The organism is Mycolicibacterium chlorophenolicum (assembly GCF_001044235.1).
Classification (GTDB): domain Bacteria; phylum Actinomycetota; class Actinomycetes; order Mycobacteriales; family Mycobacteriaceae; genus Mycobacterium; species Mycobacterium chlorophenolicum.
The window spans coordinates 141967-161543 of the sequence record NZ_JYNL01000064.1; the positions used below are offsets into that span (position 1 = coordinate 141967).

Consider the following 19577-nt stretch of genomic DNA (forward strand, 5'->3'; position numbering starts at 1 on the left):
TCGCCATGCCGGACAAGAGGATTCTCTGCTTCGGTGACTCGCTGACCTGGGGTTGGGTGCCCGTCGCCGACGGGATGCCCACCGAGCGGTTCCCGCGCGACCGACGGTGGACCGGAGTGCTCGCCGACCAGCTGGGCGACCGACACGTCGTCATCGAGGAAGGTCTGTCGGCCCGCACCACGAACATCGACGACCCGACCGACCCCCGGCTGAACGGGGCGGCGTACCTGCCATCGTGTCTGGCCAGCCATCTGCCGCTGGATCTGGTGATCCTCATGCTGGGCACCAACGACACCAAGGCGAACTTCCACCGCACCCCCCTGGACATCGCGCTCGGGATGTCGGTTCTGGTGACGCAGGTACTGACCAGTGCGGGCGGGGTCGGCACCGCCTACCCGGCACCGCAGGTGCTGGTGATGGCGCCGCCTGCGCTGGCGCCGACCCCGCATCCGTGGTTCCAGCTGATCTTCGGCGGCAGCCAGGAGAAGACGGCGCAGCTGGCGCAGGTGTACAGCGCGATGGCCAGTTTCGTGAAGGTGCCGTTCTTCGACGCCGGCTCGGTGATCTCCACCGACGGCGTCGACGGCGTGCACTTCACCGAGCAGAACAACCACGATCTCGGGGTCGCGCTCAGCGAGCAGGTCCGCGGACTCCTCTAGGCGCGGATCTCGGGTCGCTTCGCTCCAGCCCTCCGAAGCGCACGCACGTCAGTTGAGACGTTCGCCCGACTTCGGATCGAAGAGGTGCACCGCGCCCTCCGGATGCCGACGAAGGCGGACCGTATCGGCCAGCCTGGGCGCCGTACGCGGATTGCAGCGTGCCACCAGTTCGACACCGCTCGAGCCCGAACCCGCGTGCGTGTAGACGAAGGCCTCACTGCCGAGATCCTCGACCAGGTCGACGACGACCTCGACACCACCGGACTCGGTGACTTCGAGTTGCTCGGGCCGTATTCCGACGGTGACCTCCGTGAGCCCTGTGCCCGAGAGGATCGACACCTGATCGCGCTCGAGTTCGAACACCGAGTCGCCGACCCGGACACCGTTGTCCACCACCGACGCGGTGAACAGATTCATGGCCGGCGATCCGATGAAGCCCGCGACGAAGGCATTCGCCGGACGATCGTAGAGCTCGTTCGGCGCGGCGAACTGCTGAAGTTTGCCGCCCTTGAGCACCGCGACCCGGTCGCCCATCGTCATCGCCTCGACCTGGTCGTGGGTGACGTAGACCGTCGTGGTCCCCAACCGCCGCTGCAGCGCGGCGATCTGAGTGCGGGTCTGCACGCGCAGCTTGGCGTCGAGGTTCGACAGGGGCTCGTCCATGCAGAACACCTGCGGTTCACGAACGATCGCGCGGCCCATGGCGACACGCTGCCGCTGACCGCCGGAGAGCTTGGCGGGCTTGCGGTCGAGGAACTCGGTGAGGTCGAGCACCTTGGCGGCTTCCTCGACCTTCCGGCGCCGTTCGTCGGCAGGCACGCCTCGCAGTTTGAGTGCGAAGCCCATGTTCTCGGCGACCGTCTTGTTGGGATACAGCGCGTAGTTCTGAAACACCATCGCGATGTCGCGGTCCTTCGACGGCACGCCTGTCATGTCCTTGCCGCCGATCTCGATGGCGCCCTCGTCGATGTCCTCCAGGCCGGCGAGCATCCGCAGCGCGGTGCTCTTGCCGGAGCCGGACGGCCCCACCAGGACGACGAATTCACCGTCTTTGATGTCGAGATTCAAGTTGTCGACGGCGAGCTTGTCGGAGCCCTCGTAGATGCAGGTCGCGTTCTTGTAGGTGATCGATGCCATGTCTCTAGCTCTCTGTTCTCGGGAGTTTCAGGGTCAGGGGAAGGGGTCTACTTGATCGCGCCGAACGAGAGTCCGCGCACCAGCTTGTTCTGTGCGAACCATCCGCACAGGATCACGGGAAGGGCGGCCATCGTCGCGGCTGCCGACAGCACGGCCCAGTACTGGCCCTCGCCGGCGATGAAGCCGACGAGGTACACCGGCATCGTCTGGGCGTTGACGGCGGTGAGATTCACCGCGAGGAAGAACTCGTTCCACGCGAAGATCACGCAGATCAGCGCAGTGGCAGCGATGCCGGGTGAGACCAACGGCAGGATCACTTCGCGCACCGACCGCCACAGGCTGGCGCCGTCCAGACTGGCGGCCTCGAGGAGCTCGCCCGGCACTTCGAGGAAGAACGAACGCATCATCCAGATCGCGATCGGCAGGTTCATCGACGTGTAGAGAATGACCAGCGCCCAGATGTTGTCCAGCAGGCCGAGATTGGACACGATGACGTACAGCGGCAGGATCGCCGCGACGACGGGCAGCATCTTGGTGCTCATGAAGAAGAACAGCGCATCCGACGTCTTGCGGACCGGTCGCAGGGACAGCGCGAACGCGGCCGGCACGCCCAACAGCAGCACCAGAATCGTCGACATGCCGGTGGCGAACACCGAGTTCAGCATGGCGGGTCCGATGCCCTGGGAGAACACCGCACCGTACTGATCCAGCGTCGGGGTGAAGAACAACGTCGGTGGATTGGTCGCAGCAGCACTCTCGGGCTTGAACGAGGTGAGGACCATCCAGAACACCGGGAAGAAGAATCCGATCCCGACGAGCCAGGCGACGACACCCCACGGGCTGAACTTCTTCGCCTTCTTCTTTCGCTCCGAAACGGCCTGGCCTGTTGCCGTGGCTCTTTCAGCAGTAGTGGTCATGATCAAGCAGCCTCTTCCTTGCCGGAGAACGATTTGAAGATCAACCGGAGCGCGAAGCTGGCGATGATCATCGTGAAGATGACGACCACCACCCCCATCGCGGCGGCTTGGCCCATGTCGAAGCCGAGGAACGCGCGCTGGTAGATGTAGAACGGAAGGTTCGCACTGGCCACGCCGGGCCCACCCTGGGTCATCATGAAGATGGCATCGAACGTGTTGACCAGGTAGACCGCGCCGAGCACTACGCCCAACTCGATGAAGCGTCGTAGGTGGGGCAGCGTCAACTCGCGGAAGAGCTGGAATGCGGTCGCTCCGTCGACCCGGCCCGCCTCGAGTTGGTCACGCGGCATCGATGTCAGACCGGCCAGGATCAACAGCATCATGAACGGCGTCCACTGCCAGATCAATTCGACCATCACCATCGTCAGCGGGAACTGACCGATCCAGTCGACCGGGCCGAGCCCCACAAGGGAGAGCACCCAGTTGAGGATGCCGTTGTTGGGATCGAGGATGGTCGTCTTCCAGATCAGCGCGCCCGCGACGGGGGTGATCAGGAACGGGGTGATCAACAGTGTGCGGACGGCGCCACGGCCCCGGAACGCCCGGTCCAGAAGCAGAGCGATCAACAGGCCGAACAGCGCTGAGATGAGCACCACCCCGACGATCAGAATGACGGTGTTTCCCGCCACCGACCAGAACTGACTGTCCTTGACGACGGCGACGTAGTTGTCCAGCCCGATGAATTGGCGTGACCCCGGCCGAACCAGGTTCCACGACAGCAACGAGTAGTACAGCGTGAACAGGAACGGCACCTGCGTCACGGCGATCATGAAGATCAGCGCGGGCAGCAGCGGTCCCCGCCTGCGCCAACCCTCGGCGCGACTCACGCCGGTGTCCTGGCGCTCACGGATCTTGCGGACCCGTTCGGCGACTGCGCCCGCAGTGGCGTCCGACTTCGTATCAGCAGTAAGAGTCATCACTTCTCCTGGTAGCTCTTGCCGACGACCTCGGCGTATTGCTGTGACTGCTTGAGCGCCTCGTCGACCGATATCTGGCCGGCGATCGCCGCACTGATCTGCTGGCTCACCCGCGTGCCCAGATCCTGGAACTCGGGGATGCCGACGAACTGCACGCCCGTGTACGGAACCGGCTGCACCGTCGGCTTGTCCGGTGACGCGTTGGTGATCGACTGCAACGTCAACGGACCGTAGGACTTCGAGATGGCCTCGTACTCCGGCAGCTCCGTGTAGGTGGAGGTCCGGCTGCCGGGCGGGACACGGGCCCATCCCAGCTTCTCGCCGACCAACTTCATGTAGTCCTTGCTGGTCATCCACGAGATGAACTTCCATGCGCCGTCAGGATTCTTGGCGGCCTTCGGGATACCCAGTGCCCAGGTGTAGAGCCATCCCGAATTGGGCTTCTCGACGATCGGTGCCGGCAGGTAGCCGATCTTGCCCACCAGGTCCGGATAGGTCTTGGGATCCTCGAGCACCGACACCGCGGAGGTCGCGTCGTACCACATCGCCGTCTGGCCTTGACCGAAGAGGTTGGCGCACTCCTGGAAACCGGTTGATGAAGCGCCCAGTTCGCCGGACTGCTTGATGGTGTCGACGTAGAAATTGACCGCTTTCTTGACCTCGGGGCTGTTGAGTTGAGCGTTCCACTTCTCGTCGAACCAACGACCGCCGAAGGTGTTGATCACGGTGTCCAGTGGCGCGAGCACCTCACCCCAACCCGGCTTGCCGCGCAGGCAGATACCGGCATCCGAGACCTGCTTGGCCTTGATGGTCTTGGCCCACTCCGCGACCTCCGGCCAGGTCGGCTGGTAGCTGGGATCCTGATTGACGGTGATGCCGGCCTGTTCGAACATGTCCTTGCGGTACATGAGGAACGACGACTCACCGTAGAAGGGGACCGAGTACATCTTGCCCTCGTACGACAGCGATTCGCGCAGGGACGGGATGAAATCGGCCTCGTCGTATCCCGGCGTGTTCTTCGCGTAGTCCGAGAGGGGAAGCAGCCAGCCGTCTTTCGCCCACTGCGGCGTCTCGAAGTTGCTGATCATCGCGACGTCGAACTGACTTCCCCCCATCGCGGTCGACATGGTGATCTTGGCCCGGGCCTGGTTCTCCGACAGCGAGATGAACTTCAGCCTGACGCCGGGATTCTCCTTCTCGAACTCCGGCGCCAGTTTCTGCGCGTCGGTCATCTGCGAGTTCGACACCAGAGCGATCGTCACCTCGTTGTCCGACGCCCCGAGACTTCCTGCACCCGAACATCCGGCGGTCAACACCAGGCCGGACGCCGTCATACAGACGGCCAGTCGGCGTACGGCTCTTCGTAGTATCTTCACCTTCACCTCACTTGTCATGGCTGAGTAGCCAACGGGCACAGTCGATATCACAAACCAAAAACCGGGCCAGCCCACCCCGCAGGGCGCCGAGAGCTGCCGCGTGCTTGGCGGCGCCGCTGGCGATCAGAATCGTCTTGGGGCAACTACGGATGTCCTCCAACGGCACCGAGATCACCCGCTGCAGCAGCTCGGTTTCCACCGGGGCACCTTCGGAGTCGAAGAATCGGCCGCCGATTTCTCCTACCGCACCCAGTGCCACCAATTCGTCCAGCATTCTGGTGTCGAGGAAACTGCCCTCGAACAGGGTGGTCGATGTCGAGACGGCGCCGACACCGAAGAGCATCAAGTCGGCTCGGCGGCCGGTGAGCAGGGTGCGAGAGATCACCGAATCCTGCTGAAGGGACGCGACCGTCGACGGATCGGCGTACAGGGGTGCGGGGAGGCGGATCGCCTCCGCACGCAGTGCGTCAGCGCAGTGACCCAGGATGTAGTCGGCACCGGTCTGGTAGGTGATCGTCGAGATGGCTCCGTCCAACTGAACCACCGCGCGGCAGGTCGCCACGCCGGGCGTCAACGCCGTGGCGACCGCGACCTGTTCGGGCCCCCAGGTGAATCCCATGGTGTCGGTGGGCGTCAACCTTCTCGTCAGCAGCGCTGCGGCGGCCCGGCCGACGCTGGCGAAACTGGCCGGACTCGACAACGGTCCGATGTCGACGCCGCGGCCGGCGATGACGACCTCGGTCAGGCCGAATGTCCTTTCCAACTCTCGCTCTTCCGCGGCGTGGAGATCGTCACTGACCGCCGGCGGCACGACGACCTCGATACGAACCAGTCCGTCGGCTTTCGCCCTGGCGATGAGACGACCCGCGGTGGGTCGCGAGACGCCCAGCCGGGCGGCGACCTCTGCCTGGGTCAGTCCGTCCAGGTAATAGAGGGTTGCCGCCCGCAATGCCAGTCGCACATCGTCGGGCGAGCGCTCCTTCGACCGACCCTGCGGCAGGTGCGGGCCGGTACCGCTGCCGTTGGTCATCGCTCGAGCCATGGATCGCTTTCCGGAGGCGTAACCCCTGAGCAAATGCTCAGGGGTGCGTTATTATGCTCATCACGTTAGCATGATGAATGTGACGCACACAACAATCTCTTCTGGCGAGCAGATGCGAGTCGCGGTGCTCATCGAACCCGGTGTGATCGAAATCCACGAATGGCCGATTCCAGCCCCGGCGAGCGGAGAAGTGCTGGTCCGCGTCTCAGCCGTGGGCGTATGCGGGTCCGACACCCACTACTACCGGCACGGCAGGGTGGGGAGTTTCGTCGTCGACGGGCCGCTCGTTCTCGGCCACGAAGCCGCAGGCACCATCGTTGCCGTCGGCGACGGTGTTCCCTTCTCGCGGCGTGGTCAACGCGTATCGATCGAGCCCCAGAAGCCCGACCCGGACAGCCCCGAAACGCGCAGCGGCCGATACAACCTCTGCCCGCACATGCGTTTCTTCGCCACACCCCCGGTGGACGGAGCGCTCTGCGACTACGTGACGATCGGAGCCGCCTTCGCCCACCCTGTGCCCGACACGATCAGCGACGAGGCCGCGGCACTGTGCGAACCGCTGTCGGTGGGGATCGCCGCGGTACGCAAGGCCGGGGTGACCGGGGGTTCACGCGTCCTGATCGCGGGCGCGGGACCGATCGGCATCGTCGTGGCCCAGGTCGCCCGCGCCTACGGCGCCACCGACATCGTCGTGACAGATCTCGACGAATCGCGCCGTCAGCGTGCTCGCGACTTCGGGGCGACAGCGGCCGTCGATCCCACCACCGACGATCTCGCCGATCTGCGAGTGGACACGTTCATCGATGCGTCGGGAGCTCCCGCGGCGGTCATGGCAGGGATGTCGACGGTGCGCCCGGCCGGATCAGTCGTCTTGGTCGGCTCGGGCGCGGAGACGATGACACTTCCCACCCAGCTGATCCAGAACCGAGAGCTCGTGGTGACCGGAGTGTTCCGTTACTCCAACACATGGCCAACGGCGATTGCGCTCGTCGAGCGCGGTCTGGTCGATCTCGACGCGATGGTGACCAGCAGATTCCCACTCGAGAAGACCGCGGAGGCTCTCGACTCCGACCGCATCCCCGGTAGCGTCAAGGCCGTGGTGGCGATCTGATGAAACTCAACCGCTCAACGCTTGCCCACCTCCCCGTCGCGGGCCCGACCTATGACCGCAGTGAGATCGGCGTCGGCATCGTGCATTTCGGCGTCGGCGGATTTCACCGGGCACACCAGGCGATGTATGTCGACCAGCTGTTGGAGCGCGGTCTGGCGCGCGAATGGGGAATCTGTGGAGTCGGGGTGATGCCCGCCGACCAGCGGATGAAGCAGGCGCTGGAGGCACAGGACGGCCTCTACACGCTGATCCTGAAGAATCCCGACGGTTCCCGAGACGTGCGCGTGGTCGGCTCCATCCTGGACTTCCGCTACGCCCCCGACGACCCCGAGGCCGTGATCGAACTACTGGCGGCTCCCACCACAAGGATGGTTTCGCTGACCATCACCGAAGGGGGTTACCAGATCGAGAACGCCACTGAGCTCTCGGTTTTCGGCCTGGTCACCGAATCACTGGCGCGACGCCGCACGCGCGGCATCGCGTCGCCGACGATCGTGTCGTGCGACAACATCGAAGGTAACGGTGACATCGCCCGCAGGGCGTTCACCGAGTACGCCGACAGATTTCATCCGGGTCTGTCCGAGTGGATGGCAGAGCACACGAAGTTCCCGAACTCGATGGTCGACCGCATCACGCCGGTCACCACGCCTGAGGTCGTGTCCGCGCTGGCGCAGGACTACGACCTGGAAGACCAATGGCCGGTGGTCGCCGAGCCCTTCACCGCGTGGGTGCTCGAAGACGACTTCGCCGACGGCCGGCCGCCATTGGAAGAGGTCGGCGTGTTGATGGTCTCCGACGTCACACCCTACGAGCTGATGAAACTGCGCCTCCTCAACGCCGGCCATCAGGGCCTGTGTTACTTCGCATACCTGGCCGGCTACCGGCTCGTCCACGAGGCTGCCGGCGATCCGCTCTTCGCCGAGTTCCTTCTGGCATACATGGACTCGGAGGCGACCCCAACCCTCAAACCCGTGCCGGGCATCGATCTTTCTGACTACAAACGCACGCTGATCGAACGCTTCGCCAATCCGGGGGTGCGGGACACCATCGCGCGGCTGTGCGCCGATTCCTCCGACCGCATCCCGAAGTGGCTGCTGCCGGTGATCCGCGCCAACCTCGACAGCGACCGGCCGGTGCGCCTCTCGGCGGCCATCGTGGCGAGCTGGGCACGCTACGCCGAGGGGGTCGACGAGCAGGGCGACGCGATCCAGGTGGTGGATCAACTCGCGGACTCCCTGATCCCGATCGCCCGATCGCAGCGGGACAATCCGCTGGCGTTCATCGAGAACGCGGATGTGTTCGGCGATCTCGCGCAGCAACCCCGCTTCGTCGAGGCCTACCGATGGGCGCTGAACGCGCTGCATACCGACGGTGCGCGAGCGACTCTCGAACAGCTTCGCCAGGACCGTTGATGAGCCGCGCGCTGGTCATCGGTGAGGCGCTGATCGACATCGTCGAACGCGAGGGTCAGGCGACCTCCGAACATGTCGGCGGAAGCCCTCTGAACGTGGCAGTGGGCCTGTCGCGGCTGGAGCGCGACGTCGACTTCCTGACCTACATCGGCGATGACAGCCGCGGACGTCTGATCGCCGACTACGTGGCAGCCTCCGGCGTGGATCTGCTGGAGGGCAGCGTCGCGGCGAACCGGACCCCGGTGGCGCGGGCGCTGCTCGACGCGGACGGCGCGGCCACCTACACGTTCGACATCGACTGGCGGCTGGGTGGCGCGCCCGACGTTGATGCGCCACTGGTGCTGCACACCGGCTCGATCGCGACCGTCCTCGAACCCGGGTGCCGGGCCGTCGCCGATCTCGTCGAGCACTTCCGTGGTTCGGCGACAATCACTTTCGACCCCAATGTACGCCCCGCACTGGTCACTGACGCGCAGCAGACGACGGCGCAGATCGAGCGTCTCGTGGAACGCAGCGATGTCGTCAAAGCCAGCGATGAGGACCTGCGATGGCTTGCCCCCGACAGCACGCCGGAAGAGGTGGCGCAGCGCTGGTCGACAAAGGGTCCCGCGCTGGTGGCGGTCACCATGGGTGGGGACGGAGCGTTCGCGGTGTCCGCAGCAGGGTCGGTGCGAGTGAAAGCCCGTCCGGTACGGGTGGTGGACACCGTCGGTGCGGGTGACTCCTTCATGACCGGAATGCTCGACCAACTGTGGTCCCTGGGCCTACTCGGTGGCGACCGCCGGGATGACCTCCACAGAATCGGCCTCGACCAGCTCGAGGCCGTGCTGGAAGCCGCGGTTCTGAATTCGGCCCTGACGGTGGAGCAGGCTGGAGCGCTCCTGCCTGACCGTGCCACCCGCGACGCCGCCAGGACGTCACCGTGAACCCTGGTGCGCAGCCGTCCCCTCTGCGGCTGCGCACCAGGTTCGCAGCTCTCAGCCTGGCCGCGGCGCGGCGGAATGGCTGCAGTAGTGCGCTACTGCTTTCTGTGGAGTACCTGAGACGTGTTTCAGATGTCGGCCCTTCAGGTACTCCCCTCGCATGCGGCCCGATCTCCGGGCCGGATGCGAGAGAGCGAAGGGACCACGCACATGGGCGCCGACGACAAGGCCAGCAACAAGATCGAAGACCTCGGCGGCAAGGCCAAAGAGGGTCTCGGCAAGGTGACCGGTGACAAGAGCACCGAGAACGAAGGCAAGGCCGACCAGGCCAAGTCCAGCCTCAAGGACGCGGTCGAGAACGTGAAGGACGCCTTCAAGAAGTAGAAGACTTCTGCGGTCAGCCCGTCGCCCAGGTTGGGGTGGCGGGCTGTTCTGCATGCCAAAACTGCTGATCAGAGGCTATGATGGGGGTGGTTCGGGGCTCTGCGAGAGACGCCCGGCCATCCCACGTCGAGGTCGGTTCCGACCCCTCGATGCCGGTGGCGACACACGGCGTGCGCGCCGTCGGTCCGCACACGAACGCCGGACATTCATCACTTCCGCATGAGAGGCGTTCGATGACCGACCCCGACAAGACCCTGATCGCTGCACTGCTGGACCGCTCCGGCTCCATGGAAACCTCCAAGAGGGCCACCGAGGACGGCTGGCGGGAACTGATCAACGAGCAACGCCTGCTGCCCGGGCAGTGCCAGATGACGCTCGCCCAGTTCGACACCGACTACGAGGTGCTCTACGCCCCGACCCCGATCGACGAGGTTCCCGATCTGGTCGTCGAACCGCGCGGGATGACGGCCCTGCTCGACGCCGTTGGCCGCTTCGTCACCGAGGTCGGCGCCCGCCTCGCCGCACTGCCCGAGGAGCAGCGGCCGGGTCACGTCATCTGCGTGATCATGACCGACGGCATGGAGAACGCGAGCCACGAGTGGACCTGGCAGGCGGTGAAGGATCTGATCACCGGCCAACGGGATCAGTGGCAGTGGACGTTCCTGTTCATCGGCGCGAACATCGACGCGGTCGAGGTGGGCGCCCGGATGGGGTTCAGCGCGGAGAACTCGATCACCTACGACGACTCCCACTACGAATCCACGGTCGCCGTGATGAGCTCGGCCAGGGAGATGGTGCGACGCACACGCGGCGGCGAGGAGGCCGCGTTCTCGGCTGCGGACCGCGAGGCCGCGCTGGGCGGCCCGGAGCGGTCGTGACGACAAAACCGCCCTTGCCTGCGCGAACAGGAGGGCGGTTATGGCGGTGGCGGAGGGATTTGAACCCTCGGACGGGGGTTACCCGTCACACGCTTTCGAGGCGTGCTCCTTAGGCCGCTCGGACACGCCACCGTGTGGCAGCTTACCGAGCGAGGGCTCCTGACCCAAACCGGCTCTGGTGTGCGCTCAGAGCGCCCGTGCGCGACGGATCACGATCTGGGCGCACACCAGCAGCTGCCGGGCCCGTCACCGTTGGCGGGCGAAGAACTCCTCCAGCGGCGCCGCGCACAGCTCGGCCAGCACTCCGCCGCGAACCTGCGGCCGGTGCGTCAGCCGCCGGTCGCGGACCACGTCCCACAGCGAGCCGACCGCACCGGTCTTGGGCTCCCACGCGCCGAACACGACGCGGGCCACCCGGGCCATCACCAGGGCGCCGGCGCACATCGTGCACGGCTCCACCGTCACCGCCAGCGTCGCGCCCTCCAGCCGCCATCCGTCGCCCAGCGCCGAGGCGGCCGCGCGCAGCGCCAGCATCTCCGCGTGCGCGGTGGGGTCGCCGAGTTCCTCGCGGGCATTGGCCGCCCGCGCCAGCATGGTCCCGTCGGGGCCGACGACCACCGCGCCGATCGGCACGTCGCGGGGTCCCGCGGTGGCGGCGGCCGCCAGGGCGGCGCGGATCAGGTCCTCGTCGGTCACCGGCCCAATCGATCGAGCACCGCGGCCAACTCGTCGGCGAAGCCCATCTCGCGGGCGATGCGGCCCACCTGCTCGTCGGCGTACAGGTCGTCGCTCTCGTCGAGGATCACACCGAGCACCGCCTCGGGCAGCCCGATGTCGGACAGCACGCCCAGATCGCCCTCCTCGAACGGGTCGGCGCTCTCCAGCTCCTCCTCGTCGAACTCGGCATCAAGCTTTTCGAGTACCTCGGCCGCGATGTCGTAGTCCAGTGCGGCCGTCGCGTCCGAGAGCAGCAGCCGGGTGCCCGACGGGGCGGGCCGGACGATCACGAAGAATTCGTCGTCGATGTCCAGAAGTCCGAAAAACGCTCCGGCACTGCGGAGTTCGCGCAGCTCGGTTTCGGCGGCCGACAGGCTGGTCAGCGCTTCGGGCCGCAACGCGGTGCACCGCCAGGTGCCGTCCTCGCGCACCACCGCCACCGCGAAGCCGTCCGGGACATCCGCCGACCGCTCCTGAGCCTGTGCACGCTGCGCTGCCATGAGAGGTAACCGTAGTCCCCTGCCATGGCCTTGACCATGTCATATGCCAACCTGAACGGGTGAGGAAGACACCGGTCTGCGTCGTCGGTCTCGGGTTGATCGGCGGCTCGCTGATGCGGGCGGCGCAGGCCGCCGGGCGTGACGTGTTCGGCTACAACCGGTCGGTCGAGGGCGTCGAGGCCGCCCGCTTCGACGGGTACGACGCCACCACCCGTCTCGACGAGGCGCTGACGCGGGCCGCCGAGACCGGCGCCCTGATCGTCCTGGCGGTACCCGTGCCGGCCCTGGGCCTGATGCTGGCGCACGTCCGCTCCACCGCCCCGCACTGCCCGCTGACCGACGTCACGAGCGTCAAGGGCGCCGTCCTCGAGGAGGTCGGCCGGGCCGGACTGCTCGACCGGTTCGTCGGGGGCCACCCGATGACGGGCACCGCGCAGTCCGGTTGGACGGCCGGGGACGCCCGGCTGTTCGTCGATGCGCCGTGGGTGGTCAGCGTCGACGACCACGTCGACCCGGAGGTCTGGACAGAGGTGACCGCGCTGGCGCTGGACTGCCACGCCGTCGTCGTCCCGGCACGCTCGGACGAACACGACCGGGCCGCCGCGACCATCTCGCATCTGCCCCACCTGTTCGCCGAGGCGCTGGCCGCCACCGCCGGGGAGGTCCCGCTGGCGTTCGCGCTGGCGGCGGGCTCCTTCCGCGACGGCACCCGGGTCGCGGCGACGGCGCCGAACCTGGTGCGCGCGATGTGCGAGGCCAACGCCGACGAACTGCTCCCCGTCCTCGACGAGAGTCTGCGGCTGCTCACCCATGCCCGCGACCAGCTGGCACACCATCGGTCGGTGGCCCAGCTCGTGGAGGCCGGGCATTCCGCCCGGGCGCGCTACGACAGCTTCAGCCGGCCCGACATCGTCGGGATCGCGGTCGGCGCGCACGGCTGGCGCGACGAACTGGCCGCCGCCGGACGGGCCGGCGGGGTGATCAGATCCGCTCTGCCAAACCGGGATAGTCGCGGATGAAGCCGTTCGCGTCGACCGTGACGGTGGTCTGCGCGACAGGTGAATGCAGCTTGATGCCGTCGTCGGAGGCGGAGTAGCTGATGTGCGCCACGTCGACCGACAGGTCGGGCACCCGCAGGTAGACCACGGGCACGGTGATCGACTCACCGCTGCCGGGCATCACGCCGGTGCGACGGATGGGCAGCGCGTTGAAGAACGGGCTGAAGATCACGTCGACGTCCAGCGCACCCTCGTAGGCCGAGCGGCTGGTCTGCCCGGTGTGTTCCTGCACCAGCCACATGTTCTCTTCGTCCCGGGCGATCGAGAGCTGCCGCTCGCGCTCGGCCAGCGTGACGGTCATCGACAACCGCTTGGTCGCGCCGACCTCGTCGGTGACGAGGTCATAGGAGGCGCTGAAGGCGGGGTGCGCGGCAGTGGCAGCCGCAACCACCCGGCCGTAGGCCTTGATGCGTTTGCCCGAGAGTTGCACGCGCACCGACTCCATCCGCGGTTCGTCGGGCGCCCGCCAGGTCAGCACGGCAGGGAAGGAGGTCGCATCAGAGCGATCGGCTTCACTCATGGCTCTACCGTAGGCGACGCCCTGCCTCGTTCGTGGCGGGCTCCCGAAGTGGGCTGCGATTCGAGTGCCACCTCGTCGGAGAGGAACGGCTGGGGCATCGAACGGTTGCCCCGCAGCCGCCCGCTGCCGGGCACCGACGCCCAGACCGCGAAGGCCAGCGCCGCGTCCAGGATCAGCGCCAGCGCGGTCACCATCAGCGCGCCGACCAGGGCGATGTGGAACTCGCGCACCTTGATGCCGTCGATCAGGTAGCGGCCCAGCCCGCCCAGGCTGGCGTAGGCCGCCACGGTCGCCGTCGCGACGATCTGCAGTGTCGCGGTACGCAGTCCGCCCAGGATCAGCGGCATCGCGTTGGGTGTCTCGACGCGCAGCAGGATCCGCGACTCCGTCATCCCCATGGACCGGGCGGCGTCGACCACCGCCCGATCGACGTTGGCGATGCCGGCGTACGTGCCGGCCAGGAGCGGTGGGATGCCGAGCAGCATCAGCGCCACGGTCGGCGGCACCAGCCCGAGTCCCCACAACAGCACGCCGAGCAGCAGCACCCCCAGCGTCGGCAGTGCCCGCAGCGCGTTGACCCCGGTGACGACGAGGAAGGTGCCGCGGCCGGTGTGCCCGATCAGCATTCCGATCGGGATCGCGATCAGCGCGGAGAACAGCGTGGCGACGGCGGTGTACTGCAGGTGTTCCAGAATGCGGGTGCCCAGCCCGGCCGGGCCGCCCCAGTTGGCCGCGGTGAAGATGAACGACAGCGCCTGCTGCAGGAAGTTCACGCGGGCACCCCCTTCTTCGCGGCGGGTCCGCGTTGCGCCCTGGTCCAGGGTGTGAGTGCCTTGCCGGCCAGCATGATCAGCGTGTCGATGACGATGGCCAGCACGAAGATCGCGATGATGCCGGCCACGATCTGGTCACTCTTGTTGGACTGATAGCCCTCGGTGAACCAGGTGCCCAGACCGCCGATGCCGATCACCGAGCCCACCGACACCATCGAGATGTTGGTGACGGCCACCACCCGCAGACTGGCAATGAGCACCGGAACAGCAAGCGGCAGTTCGACTTTCAGCATCCGGGTGAGCGGTTTGTAGCCGACGGCGGTGGCGGCGTCGAGCACTGCGGGCGACACCGCGTCCAGCGCTTCGGGCACGGCGCGCACGAGCAGCGCCACCGTGTACAGCGTCAGCGCGACGATGACGTTGGCCTCGTCGAGGATCCGGGTGGGGATGATCAGCGGCAGCACCACGAACAGAGCCAGGGACGGGATGGTGAAGATGATGCTCGCCGTCACCGTCGTGAGACGGCGCAGCGCCGTGGTGCGCTGCACCAGCGCGCCCAACGGCACCGCGATCACCAACCCCAGCACGATCGGGATCAGCGAGAGCCTCAGGTGGATGACCGTCAGCGCCCACAGGTCGTCGAGGTGGGTGAACAGATACCGCATTCGCTAACTCTTCTCCCCCGAGTCGCTGCGCTCCTGCCCCGCCGGAACCGCCTGCTGGGCGGTGCGTTGGGTGTCCAGCGCCTCGAGCACGTCGTCGGCCCGCACCCCGCCGATCACCTGGCCGCCGTCGTCGACGGCGACCCCGAGTCCGGCCGGGGAGGACAGCGCCGCGTCCAGCGCGAGCCGCAGGGTGCCGTCCGGCCGGAACAGCGAGCCGCCGGCGATCGTGCTGTCGTAGAGCGAGCTTCCCGACCGGTGCAACTCGACACCCTCGGCATTGATCCACGCGTAGGGAGTGCCGTCCGGCCGGGTGACCAGCACCCAGTCGCCCGGCGCCAGCGACAGCGCGTCGATCTCGGGTTCGCCGACGTGCCGGATCCCGTGCAGCGGAAGGCCGGTGGCGTGGAAGAACTGCAGCCCCCGGTAGCCACGGTCGGCGCCGACGAAGCCGGCGACGTCGTCGTTGGCGGGATTGGACAGCAGCCGGGCGGGGGCGTCGTACTGCTGCAGGACGCCGCCGCGGCCGAACACCGCGACCCGGTCGCCGAGTTTGATCGCCTCGTCGATGTCGTGGGTGACGAACACGATCGTCTTACGCAATTCGCTTTGCAGGCGCAGGATCTCGGCCTGCAGATCGTCGCGGACCACCGGATCGACCGCGCTGAAGGGTTCGTCCATCAACAGGATGGGCGGGTCGGCGGCCAACGCCCGCGCCACCCCGACGCGCTGCTGCTGCCCGCCGGACAGTTGCGCCGGATAGCGGTTGGCCAACGCCGGGTCCAGGCCCACCCGCTCGAGCACCGCGAGCGCGGATTTGCGTGCGGTGCGGCGGGATTCGCCGCGCAGCACCGGCACGGTCGCGACGTTGTCGACCACCCGCAGATGCGGCATCAGGCCGGCACTCTGGATCACGTAACCCATCCCCAGCCGCAGCTTGACGGGGTCGACCTTGGTGACGTCCTCCCCGTTGACCGTCAGCGTCCCCGAGGTCGGCTCGATCATCCGGTTGATCATCCGCATCGAGGTCGTCTTGCCACAGCCCGACGGCCCGACGAACACGGTGAGCGTGCCCTCGGGCACCTCCAGCGTGAGGTCGTCGACCGCGACGGTGCCGTCCGGGTACTTCTTCGTGACGTTGGTGAAGGTGATCACGGCTGCCTATTTCTGTACGGGCTTGTCGAAGCCGTTGTCGGCGATCCACTTTCCCGCCGCTTCGTCGGGGTCGATGCCCTGGTTGCCCTCCACCGCGGTGTTCATCTGGATCAGCGCTTCGGTGGTGAGCTTGGCGCTGACCGCGTCGAGCACGGTCTTGAGGTCGCTCGACATCTTCTGCGAGGCGACCAACGGGACCACGTTCGCGGCCAGGAACACGTTCTTCGGGTCTTCGAGAACCACCAGCTTGCTCTGCTCGATCGCCGGCGAGGTGGAGAAGATGTTGGCCGCGGTGACCGTGCCGCCGGTGAGCGCCTGCACCGTCGCCGGGCCGCCGCCGTCGCTGATGGCGACGAAGTTGGCCGGCGCGACGTCCAGACCGTACTTCTCCTTGAGTCCGACCAGCCCGGTCTGGCGGGTCTGGAACTCCGACGGCGCACCGACTTTCACCTCGGCGGAATGCTGCGCGAGATCGGCGATGGACTTCAGGTTCCAGCGCTGCGCGGTCGCCTCGGACACCGCGAGGGTGTCCTTGTCCTCCGCGGGGGCCGGAGTGAGGATCGACAGGTCACCGGGCAGCGCCTTGAACAGTGCGAGCAACACGGCGTCGGGGGTGGTCGCCGCGCTCTTGGCGTCGAAGTACTGCAGCAGATTGCCGGTGTACTCGGGGATCAGGTCGATCGAGTGGTCCTGCACCGCGGGGATGTAGGTCTCGCGGCTGCCGATCCCGAACTGACGCGACACCGTGAAGCCGTTGGCCTCGAGTGCCTGGGCGTAGATCTCGGCGATGATCTTCGACTCGGTGAAGTCCGCCGACCCCACCTTGATCGACTTCAGATCACCGGAGACTTCGCCGCCGCCGAGCGGATTGGAGCTGCCGCAGGCCGCCACCGTCACCGCCATGACGAGCACCAGCACAGCGCGCCATCGGAACCACCGGAACTTTCGGGCTGGCTTTCGGGAGCTAGTCACGCCGGACGTCCTTTCCAGGTCGCGGAAACTTTCGTGACCCTAACGCGATCACCCTGCATGTTTCATTCGAAGCCGCAAAGGGCAAAGATGGAGCCATGTCCAGCGACCCCTTCGCGTCGGCCGAGCCGCCACCACCACCGCCGCCGCCGTTCGACGCGCCCGCCACCCCGGCGGGGGGGACCGCGTCCCCGGCGAAGTCGGCCGTCCACCGCACCCGCGCCGCAGCGCTGTGGTCGGCGCTGACGCTGGGCTTCCTGATCCTCATCGTGTTGCTGATCTTCATCGCGCAGAACACCGAGTCGGCCGCGTTCCAGTTCCTCGGCTGGCAGTGGAGCCTGCCGCTGGGGGTGGCCATCCTGTTCGCGGCGGTGGCCGGCGGACTGCTGACGGTCGCCGTCGGCGCGGTACGCATCTTCCAGCTACGCCGCGCGGCGAAGAAGAACCTCAAGGGCGGCGTGTAGCCGTCTCACTGGATCGACACCAACTGGTCGATCGAGTCGCGCGGCAGATCGCCGTCGACCGTCGCGGTGACGGTCATGTTGTTCACCGTGATCGCGCCCTTGTGGTTGTCGAGCCATGCGGTGTCCGCGGCATCGCGTCCCGTGGCGATGCGGACCAGGCACTGGCGCGGCGCCAGCAGGGTGGCGTCGACCACCCGCCATTGACCGTCGACGAACGCCTCGGCCACGGCGTGGAAGTCCATCGGCTGGCACCCCGGCGCGTACACCGACACCAGCCGCGCGGGCACGTTCACCGCCCGCAGAAGCGCGACCACGAGATGCGCGTAATCGCGGCAGACACCTTCGCCGGCGAGCAGCGTGTCGGCCGCTCCGTCGATCGGATCGCTGGAGCCGGGGACGTAGTTGAGCCGGGACCCGACCCAGGAGGACACCTTCTCGAGGATCGTGGCAGTGTCGGCAAGATCACCGAACTCCGTCGCGGCGAAACCGAAGAACTTGTCGGCCTCGGCGTACCGGCTGGGCCGCAGATAGGTCGAGAAATCGATGTCGCGCAGCGGCGGCGGGTCCGCCTGCCCGACGACGCTGGCCGAGTAACTGACCTTCAGATTGCCCTTGGCGACCTCGAGCGTGTGGATGCGGTTGCCGTGTTCACCCGCGATCTCCTTGATGTCACCCGAGGGAATCTCCTTGCCGTCCAACACGAATGACAGGGATTCGGTGATCTCGACGCCCGACTGCGGGGCGACGGCGATCTGGAATTCGAGCGTCGTGGGCGCAGTGATCTCCACGTCCAGCTCCGCGCCGACATCACGTTTCATGGCGGTGGGCCTTCTTGTCGGGTCGCGATGGTGAGCGGGCGGGGCGATCGTTTGGGGCACGCGCTTCTCTACCCAGGGTGAGCTGCGACGAAACCCCAGCCTAGGCCAGCTCCGCCAACCCTGCAGCGATCAACGGAGGGACGGCCTCGCCGACCTTGTCCGTCTCGTCGGTCACGCCGGCCTCGCGGGAGCGGTAGGCGATGCCCGCGCCGATGATCGCGAGCTTGAAGTAGGCCAGCGCCATGTAGAAGTCCCAGTCGTGAAGATCCTGCCCCGCGGCGCGGGCGTACTTCTCGGCCAGCGCATCCGGGTCCGGGATCAGCTCCGAGGCCCACGCCGCGTCGGCGTGCACGTAATGGAACGTGGGATGCCGGTAGACGCACATCAGCGCCGCATCGCTGATCGGGTCGCCGAGCGTGGACATCTCCCAGTCCAGCACCGCCACCACCCGGGTCGGATCGTCGGCGTCGAGGATCGTGTTGTCGATGCGGTAGTCGCCGTGCACGATGGCCGACCGGCTGTGCGCGGGGACCGCCTCGGCGAGCTTGGCGTGCAGCCGCTTGACGTCCGCGTCGCACGGGTCGTCCGGGCGCTTGACCAGTTCCCACTGCGACCCCCAGCGCCGCACCTGGCGCTCCAGGTACCCGGTGGGCTTGCCGAAGTCGCCGAGTCCGACGGCGTCGGGGTCGACCGCGTGCAGGTCGGCCAGCACCCCGATCAGCGCGTCGACGCACGCCTCGATGGTGTCCCTGCCGCCGAGCGCCTCGAGCTGGCCGGTGTGGCGCACCACCCGGCCCGGCACGTACTCGACCATCTGGAACGGCGCACCGAGCACGGAGTCGTCGTTGCGCATCGTCACCGCGCGGGCGACCGGCACCGCCGTGTCGGCCAGCGCCGCCACCACCCGGTACTCGCGGGCCATGTCGTGCGCCGACGGGGTCAGCCCGTGCAGCGGCGGCCGCCGCAGCACCCACTTCGACGCATCGTCGAAGACCAGGAACGTCAGATTCGACCGGCCGCCGGACACGAGCTCGGCGCGGAGTTCGCCGTCGCGAGGCACCCCGGAGTCACGCAGGTGCCGGTCCAGGGCGGCCAGATCGAGGCCCTCGAGGTCAGTCACGGGAA

The 19577-nt window shown here is 67.2% G+C and carries 22 protein-coding genes and 1 tRNA gene; 8 read left to right on the forward strand and 15 right to left on the reverse strand.

What is annotated here, in order from left to right; genetic code table 11:
- Positions 1 to 5 precede the first annotated feature (5 nt).
- On the forward strand, positions 6 to 659 hold the full coding sequence (locus MCHLDSM_RS22940; RefSeq protein WP_048472163.1) for an SGNH/GDSL hydrolase family protein: 654 nt from the start codon (positions 6 to 8) through the stop codon (positions 657 to 659).
- Positions 660 to 707: 48 nt separating this feature from the next.
- Here the strand turns inward: MCHLDSM_RS22940 and MCHLDSM_RS22945 are convergent, their stop codons facing one another.
- The 5 genes from MCHLDSM_RS22945 to MCHLDSM_RS22965 are packed head-to-tail and all read right to left on the reverse strand — an operon-like array spanning position 708 to position 6096.
- Positions 708 to 1796, reverse strand: a complete 1089-nt coding sequence (locus MCHLDSM_RS22945; protein WP_048472164.1) for an ABC transporter ATP-binding protein — start codon at positions 1794 to 1796, stop codon at positions 708 to 710.
- Positions 1797 to 1843: 47 nt separating this feature from the next.
- On the reverse strand, positions 1844 to 2713 hold the full coding sequence (locus MCHLDSM_RS22950; protein ID WP_048472165.1) for a carbohydrate ABC transporter permease: 870 nt from the start codon (positions 2711 to 2713) through the stop codon (positions 1844 to 1846).
- A 2-nt stretch (positions 2714 to 2715) separates the two neighbouring features.
- Complete coding sequence (locus tag MCHLDSM_RS22955; RefSeq protein ID WP_048472166.1) at positions 2716 to 3690, reverse strand: carbohydrate ABC transporter permease; 975 nt, start codon at positions 3688 to 3690, stop codon at positions 2716 to 2718.
- Entirely contained in the window at positions 3690 to 5024 is a 1335-nt protein-coding gene (locus MCHLDSM_RS22960) for an ABC transporter substrate-binding protein (protein ID WP_048472167.1), read from the reverse strand. The genes MCHLDSM_RS22955 and MCHLDSM_RS22960 overlap by 1 nt, the downstream gene beginning before the upstream one ends.
- 49 nt (positions 5025 to 5073) lie before the next feature.
- Positions 5074 to 6096, reverse strand: a complete 1023-nt coding sequence (locus tag MCHLDSM_RS22965) for a sugar-binding transcriptional regulator (protein WP_048472168.1) — start codon at positions 6094 to 6096, stop codon at positions 5074 to 5076.
- Between the two features lie 124 nt (positions 6097 to 6220).
- Here MCHLDSM_RS22965 and MCHLDSM_RS22970 point away from each other — a divergent pair, with 124 nt between their 5' ends.
- The 5 genes from MCHLDSM_RS22970 to MCHLDSM_RS22990 all read left to right on the forward strand — a co-directional run bounded on the left by MCHLDSM_RS22970 (position 6221) and on the right by MCHLDSM_RS22990 (position 10816).
- Positions 6221 to 7219 (forward strand): NAD(P)-dependent alcohol dehydrogenase, encoded by a 999-nt coding sequence (locus MCHLDSM_RS22970; protein ID WP_048472169.1) that lies wholly within the window; start codon positions 6221 to 6223, stop codon positions 7217 to 7219.
- Positions 7219 to 8631 (forward strand): mannitol dehydrogenase family protein, encoded by a 1413-nt coding sequence (locus MCHLDSM_RS22975; RefSeq protein WP_048472170.1) that lies wholly within the window; start codon positions 7219 to 7221, stop codon positions 8629 to 8631. Before MCHLDSM_RS22970 ends, MCHLDSM_RS22975 begins: the two co-directional genes overlap by 1 nt.
- Positions 8631 to 9557, forward strand: coding sequence for a carbohydrate kinase family protein (locus MCHLDSM_RS22980; RefSeq protein WP_048472171.1), 927 nt, complete (start codon positions 8631 to 8633; stop codon positions 9555 to 9557). Before MCHLDSM_RS22975 ends, MCHLDSM_RS22980 begins: the two co-directional genes overlap by 1 nt.
- A 207-nt stretch (positions 9558 to 9764) precedes the next feature.
- Positions 9765 to 9938, forward strand: coding sequence for a CsbD family protein (locus MCHLDSM_RS22985; RefSeq protein ID WP_043413411.1), 174 nt, complete (start codon positions 9765 to 9767; stop codon positions 9936 to 9938).
- A gap of 233 nt (positions 9939 to 10171) precedes the next feature.
- The gene (locus MCHLDSM_RS22990) at positions 10172 to 10816 is read left to right on the forward strand and encodes a vWA domain-containing protein (protein WP_048472882.1); all 645 of its coding nucleotides are present in this window, start codon (positions 10172 to 10174) and stop codon (positions 10814 to 10816) included.
- A 41-nt stretch (positions 10817 to 10857) separates the two neighbouring features.
- Here the strand turns inward: MCHLDSM_RS22990 and MCHLDSM_RS22995 are convergent.
- From MCHLDSM_RS22995 to MCHLDSM_RS23005, 3 genes are all read right to left on the reverse strand, one after another.
- Positions 10858 to 10948: transfer RNA gene (locus MCHLDSM_RS22995), tRNA-Ser, on the reverse strand.
- Between the two features lie 114 nt (positions 10949 to 11062).
- A complete protein-coding gene (locus MCHLDSM_RS23000) occupies positions 11063 to 11512 on the reverse strand; it encodes a nucleoside deaminase (RefSeq protein WP_048472172.1) in 450 nt (149 codons plus the stop codon).
- Complete coding sequence (locus MCHLDSM_RS23005; RefSeq protein ID WP_048472173.1) at positions 11509 to 12033, reverse strand: tRNA adenosine deaminase-associated protein; 525 nt, start codon at positions 12031 to 12033, stop codon at positions 11509 to 11511. Before MCHLDSM_RS23005 ends, MCHLDSM_RS23000 begins: the two co-directional genes overlap by 4 nt.
- Before the next feature lie 59 nt (positions 12034 to 12092).
- On the opposite strand from MCHLDSM_RS23005, the gene MCHLDSM_RS23010 reads away from it, so the two are divergent.
- The gene (locus MCHLDSM_RS23010; protein WP_109788918.1) at positions 12093 to 13052 is read left to right on the forward strand and encodes a prephenate dehydrogenase; all 960 of its coding nucleotides are present in this window, start codon (positions 12093 to 12095) and stop codon (positions 13050 to 13052) included.
- Here the strand turns inward: MCHLDSM_RS23010 and MCHLDSM_RS23015 are convergent.
- The 5 genes from MCHLDSM_RS23015 to MCHLDSM_RS23035 are packed head-to-tail and all read right to left on the reverse strand — an operon-like array spanning position 13015 to position 17104.
- Positions 13015 to 13611, reverse strand: coding sequence for a putative glycolipid-binding domain-containing protein (locus tag MCHLDSM_RS23015; protein ID WP_048472174.1), 597 nt, complete (start codon positions 13609 to 13611; stop codon positions 13015 to 13017). The genes MCHLDSM_RS23010 and MCHLDSM_RS23015 overlap by 38 nt on opposite strands.
- Positions 13608 to 14384 (reverse strand): ABC transporter permease, encoded by a 777-nt coding sequence (locus tag MCHLDSM_RS23020; protein ID WP_048472175.1) that lies wholly within the window; start codon positions 14382 to 14384, stop codon positions 13608 to 13610. Before MCHLDSM_RS23020 ends, MCHLDSM_RS23015 begins: the two co-directional genes overlap by 4 nt.
- Positions 14381 to 15049 carry an ABC transporter permease gene (locus tag MCHLDSM_RS23025; RefSeq protein WP_048472176.1) on the reverse strand — a complete coding sequence of 223 codons (669 nt, stop codon included), beginning with the start codon at positions 15047 to 15049 and terminating at the stop codon, positions 14381 to 14383. Before MCHLDSM_RS23025 ends, MCHLDSM_RS23020 begins: the two co-directional genes overlap by 4 nt.
- A gap of 3 nt (positions 15050 to 15052) precedes the next feature.
- Entirely contained in the window at positions 15053 to 16201 is a 1149-nt protein-coding gene (locus tag MCHLDSM_RS23030; protein ID WP_048472177.1) for an ABC transporter ATP-binding protein, read from the reverse strand.
- A 6-nt stretch (positions 16202 to 16207) separates the two neighbouring features.
- Entirely contained in the window at positions 16208 to 17104 is an 897-nt protein-coding gene (locus tag MCHLDSM_RS23035) for an ABC transporter substrate-binding protein (RefSeq protein ID WP_048472884.1), read from the reverse strand.
- Between the two features lie 164 nt (positions 17105 to 17268).
- Between MCHLDSM_RS23035 and MCHLDSM_RS23040 the strand changes: the two genes are divergently transcribed.
- Positions 17269 to 17634: a LapA family protein gene (locus tag MCHLDSM_RS23040; RefSeq protein ID WP_048472178.1), complete on the forward strand. Its 366-nt coding sequence runs from the start codon at positions 17269 to 17271 to the stop codon at positions 17632 to 17634.
- 5 nt (positions 17635 to 17639) lie between these two features.
- Here MCHLDSM_RS23040 and MCHLDSM_RS23045 read toward each other — a convergent pair whose 3' ends face one another.
- A complete protein-coding gene (locus tag MCHLDSM_RS23045) occupies positions 17640 to 18452 on the reverse strand; it encodes a transglutaminase-like domain-containing protein (protein WP_048472179.1) in 813 nt (270 codons plus the stop codon).
- A gap of 100 nt (positions 18453 to 18552) precedes the next feature.
- Complete coding sequence (locus MCHLDSM_RS23050) at positions 18553 to 19572, reverse strand: phosphotransferase family protein (RefSeq protein ID WP_048472180.1); 1020 nt, start codon at positions 19570 to 19572, stop codon at positions 18553 to 18555.
- Positions 19573 to 19577 lie beyond the last annotated feature (5 nt).